The sequence below is a fragment of the Galactobacter sp. genome (genome assembly GCF_022712295.1).
In the GTDB taxonomy this organism is placed as follows: domain Bacteria; phylum Actinomycetota; class Actinomycetes; order Actinomycetales; family Micrococcaceae; genus Galactobacter.
This window is the reverse complement of sequence record NZ_JALAGT010000201.1, coordinates 1-4,515: the sequence shown is the minus strand read 5'-3', so window position 1 is coordinate 4,515 and position 4,515 is coordinate 1. Positions and strand designations below refer to the sequence as shown.

The following is a 4,515-nucleotide window of genomic DNA, read 5'->3' as shown; positions in this document are numbered from 1 at the left end:
TCCTGGATCCGTTCTGGGCGTGGGTGGGCGGGGTGTCGCCGAACTGTGAACAACACGCCGGTGGGACGCCCACCAGCACGCCGACCAGTCCGGGATTCCGTGCCCCATGAACCGGTGATGGGCCGGGCATCTCGTGGCCCATAGCCGAGACGACGATTGCGGGCCGCATCGCATGGGGCCAGGGAAGAGCCGGCGGCTGGCAGCCGGAGCAATGTGGCAGACGGGGCGATGTGGGAGACGGGACAGGTAGCAGAGCAGGCGGCTGGCACAGGAATCAGGTGGCGGGGGTCAAACCCGAGCGGGCCTTCCACCGTGGAGCCGGTGGACCACCAGCTCCGGTGTGGGAACCCGGCTCCATGAGAGGCGGCACGGTGGGAACCCGGCTCCGTGGGCAAGGGTACGGTGGCAACCCGGCTCCGTGGGAAGGTGCACGGTGGGAACCCAGCTCCGAGGGAAGGCGCACCGCGGGAACCCGGCTCCGTCGCCGGGGAAGTCAGACCACGCCCGCACGGGTAGAATGGTGGGTGCCGTGGACACGGGCATGTCCACCACGTGTATCCCTCGACCGCAGACGCCGGCCGACACGCTTAACCGACCCCGTCTCAAGGAGCGCACTCACCGTGTTCAACTCTCTCGCCGATCGCCTCTCCGCGACCTTCAAGAACCTGCGCGGCAAGGGCAGGCTGTCTGAGGCGGACATCGACGGCACCGTGCGGGAGATCCGGCGTGCGCTGCTGGACGCCGACGTCGCCGTGTCCGTGGCCCGCGAATTCGCGGCTCAGGTCAAGGAACGTGCGCTCGGTCAAGAAGTCAACGAAGCGCTGAACCCGGCTCAGCAGGTCGTGAAGATCGTCAACGATCAGCTGGTGCAGGTGCTCGGTGGCGAGACCCGTCGCGTGAACTTCGCCAAGACCGGCCCCACCATCATCATGCTGGCCGGACTGCAGGGTGCGGGTAAGACCACCCTCGCCGGCAAGCTCTCCAAGTGGCTGGCCTCGGAAGGCCACACTCCGCTGTTGGTTGCCGCTGACCTCCAGCGCCCCAACGCCGTGACCCAGCTGAAGATCGTCGGTGAGCGTGCCGGAGTGCCGGTGTACGCGCCGCATCCGGGAGTGCAGTCCGAGTTCGAGGACATCACGGGTGACCCCGTGGTCGTGGCTCGCAACGGTGTCTCCGAAGCACGTCAGAAGCAACACGACGTCGTGATCGTGGATACCGCAGGTCGCTTGGGTGTCGACGAAGAGCTGATGCAGCAGGCCCGCGACATCCGCGATGCCATCAAGCCCAACGAGATCCTGTTCGTCATCGATGCGATGATCGGTCAGGACGCCGTCAACACCGCTCTGGCCTTCGACCAGGGCGTGGACTTCACGGGTGTGGTGCTCTCGAAGCTGGACGGTGACGCCCGTGGTGGTGCCGCCCTCTCCGTGGCTTCGGTGACCGGCAAGCCCATCATGTTCGCATCCACCGGTGAGAACGTGGGCGATTTCGAGGTCTTCCACCCGGACCGCATGGCCTCGCGCATCCTGGACATGGGCGACGTCCTCACCCTGATCGAGCAGGCTGAGAAGACCTGGGACAAGGCCGAAGCCGAGCGCATGGCCAAGAAGTTCTCCGATCAGGAGGACTTCACGCTCGAGGACTTCCTGGCCCAGATGCAGCAGATCAAGAAGATGGGCAGCATGAAGAAGATGCTGACCATGATGCCTGGGGCCAACATCTCCAAGCAGCAGCTGGAGCAGTTCGACGACAAGCAGGCCGACCGCGTCGAGGCCATCGTCCGTTCCATGACTCCGCACGAGCGCATGGCTCCGAAGATCATCAACGGTTCCCGGCGTGCCCGTATCGCCCGTGGTTCCGGCGTGACCGTGTCGGAGGTGAACCAGCTTCTGCAGCGCTTCGGTGAGGCGCAGAAGATGATGAAGAAGATGGCCGCATCGGGCGGCATTCCGGGTATGCCCGGCGGCAACCGCAAGAAGGGCGCCAAGGGCAAGCAGGCTAACAACAAGAAGAAGAAGTACGGCAACCCGGCCAAGGCTGCAGCTGCCGCTCGTGGTGAGGACGTGCGCAAGAAGCAAGCGGCAGGTGCGGCATTCGGCGCGGCGAAGCAGGACCTCAAGCCGGAGGATCTGCAGCTGCCCAAGGGCTTCGAGAAGTTCCTGCGCTGACCTCGGCCCATCCACCGTTCCAGGAGTGAGCGCGAAGACCATGAACATCTCCGACATCACGCCCGTGCATTTGGTGTTGCTGTGGCCCGCCGAAGTGGTTGATCCGCCACTGCAGCGCATCCGTGACCTGCTGACTCGGAGGGTGGGGCCCGCTGTCTTGGCCTCCCCGGCGGCCACCCCTGTGGGAAAGCGCTGCGACCTGGCGGTCGCTACCCACGACGGCGCAGTAGTGCCCGACGGCGCCGGCGAGGCTGCCGCCGCGGTGTCACCCGAGTCGCTGAGCGTGACCGAGCTGGAAGACCTCCTGCGCCGCGAGTCGGGCGCCTGGGTGCTTCGCGCCGAGCCTGGAGCGAGCCCGCGCTCGCTCGAGGAGCACTTGGAGGCCCACGAACCCGCTTTGGCCCGGGCCGTGGCAGAAGCCAGGGCCCAGGGGAGCAGCGCTCCGCTGGAGCCCATCGTGGTGGCCGAGGTTCATCAGGGCGAAGCGGATCCGGACAGGTATGCGGCGCTGGCTGTCCCCGGAGGCATTCGTCTGCACCAGGATCTGGGGATCTTCTCACCGGTGGCGAGCGCGGCCGGAGCCGCAGAAGCCGTGGTGCTGAACCCGTCGGACCCGCGGGCTTCTCTGACCCTCAGCGATCGGGGTGGCTGGTGTCGGCTGTCCTGGTACTCCGCACTGACCATGACGAGGGCACTCGAAGATGCCCGATTGCGGCAGCCCGACCTGGTGCTGGACGTGGGTCGCGGGATGGAGGCGTTCCCCGGGTGGGAACTCACCGAGGACGAACTGGCGCTGAACGTCACCCTGACGCAGGCCGTCGGAGCTCCTACGTTCGCTTCGCAAAGCGCGTTGGAATCCGATATGTCACAGGTGAGGGCCGAGCAGGCGCTGGCCTCGTTGATGCACTGTGCCACCGCGCCCGGCTCCGAGTCCGCTTTGTCCAAGCAACCGTGGCTGGACCATCTGCGTGACGCCGTGGAGATGCTCGGATTCGAAACCCGGCTGGTGGACCTGATCGCCGACCACGCGCAGACCCCTGCGGATGCCGTTGAGGTCGGTGAGACCGACACGGTCACGGCCGAGCCGGAAACGACCGACTGGGCTGAGCAGCCGACCGCCGACGCGGCTGTGGCGTCCGCACCTGGGCAACCCAGCGCCGGTGGGGCTCGGAACTGGCTCTATGCCACCGTCGTGGTGCAGATGTTGATCGGTGCGATCTTCATCTTCATCAAGCCGTTGCCGTGGTCCTGGGCCAACCTGCTGGTGGCGACCTTGGCCATCGCGTCGGGTGTCATCATGCTGGCGCGTGGCGAAAGGAGACCACGCGCCTGAGGCCCAAATGTCACTGGGTACACACGGTGCACTTACAAGGCCGTCCCATGACAACGTGGCATGATCGGACTCAGATGAATGTAGCCGTTCCCTGGCCTTGGCCGGTGCGACGGTGCACAACGCAGTAGCGGTCTTCCCCTGATGGGCGGACCCGGACCTGGAGGGGACCACGTGAGCGAGCACGGCGAGACAACGGCACCGGGGGAGAACACTGCGCCCGGAACCGTTTGGCGTGTGAGCCTGGCGTGGCCCGCCACGGATGCCGATTCCCGGCAGGAACGTGTGGACGGGCTGCAGCAGTTGCTCTCGGCACGTTCCGTCGTGGGACTGATGGGCCCAGGTCGTCCCACGCGTGCGGGCCTCATCGTGGACTTGGTGCTGCCGGTGGACCGGGATCAGGTGCTCGTCGCCAAACGTGACGGCGACTTGGAATCCGGGCCCAATGGCGAGGAGTTCGCCAAGATCCTCCACCGTTACACGGGTGCCGTGGTGGTCAATGGAGATGTTGCTCGCGGCGATTTCGCCGTGCTTGCGGCCGATGAATCGCTTTCGGACCATGACCTGACGCAGCTGTTGGACGAACCCCTGGACGATGTCCTGTTGGTGGGGACCCAGCCGCCCGAGGCGGTGAAGTCCACCGCCGACCAGCTCGAGACCAGCGCTTGGGTCGCTGAAGGGGAGCGGCCTGCGGCCGCCTTCCCCGAACCCGCAACGGACCCGACGTCCATGGTGATGCCGGCGGACGACGGGCTGTCTGTGGCATTGCGGGAACGGCCGGGCCGCGTGGATCTCCTGTTGTGGTCCAATGAGGGGCAGGACGACGCGCGTCCGTCTCGTCGCCGCCGATCGGCCCGCCGCAGCGCATTGGTGGCCACGCACCTCGGTGCTCGTTGCCGCCCCATCGTGCTTCCCGAGTACGTCCGTCCGGCAGGCTCGCCTGTCGCGACGCTGTTGCTCACCCTGGACGAAGACTTCTCGCCCGGTCTCTTATCCACATCTCCGAGCCCACGAGAC

The 4,515-nt window shown here is 66.4% G+C and carries 3 protein-coding genes; all 3 read left to right on the top strand.

Features of this window, described 5'->3' with window-relative positions:
* The first annotated feature begins 620 nt into the window (after positions 1–620).
* On the top strand, positions 621–2,168 hold the full coding sequence (ffh, locus tag Q0A15_RS14375; protein ID WP_291280211.1) for a signal recognition particle protein: 1,548 nt from the start codon (positions 621–623) through the stop codon (positions 2,166–2,168).
* Between the two features lie 40 nt (positions 2,169–2,208).
* Positions 2,209–3,501 (top strand): hypothetical protein, encoded by a 1,293-nt coding sequence (locus Q0A15_RS14370; protein ID WP_291280210.1) that lies wholly within the window; start codon positions 2,209–2,211, stop codon positions 3,499–3,501.
* A gap of 171 nt (positions 3,502–3,672) precedes the next feature.
* The coding region (locus Q0A15_RS14365; RefSeq protein ID WP_291280209.1) for a hypothetical protein at positions 3,673–4,515 on the top strand (843 nt) is incomplete at its 3' end.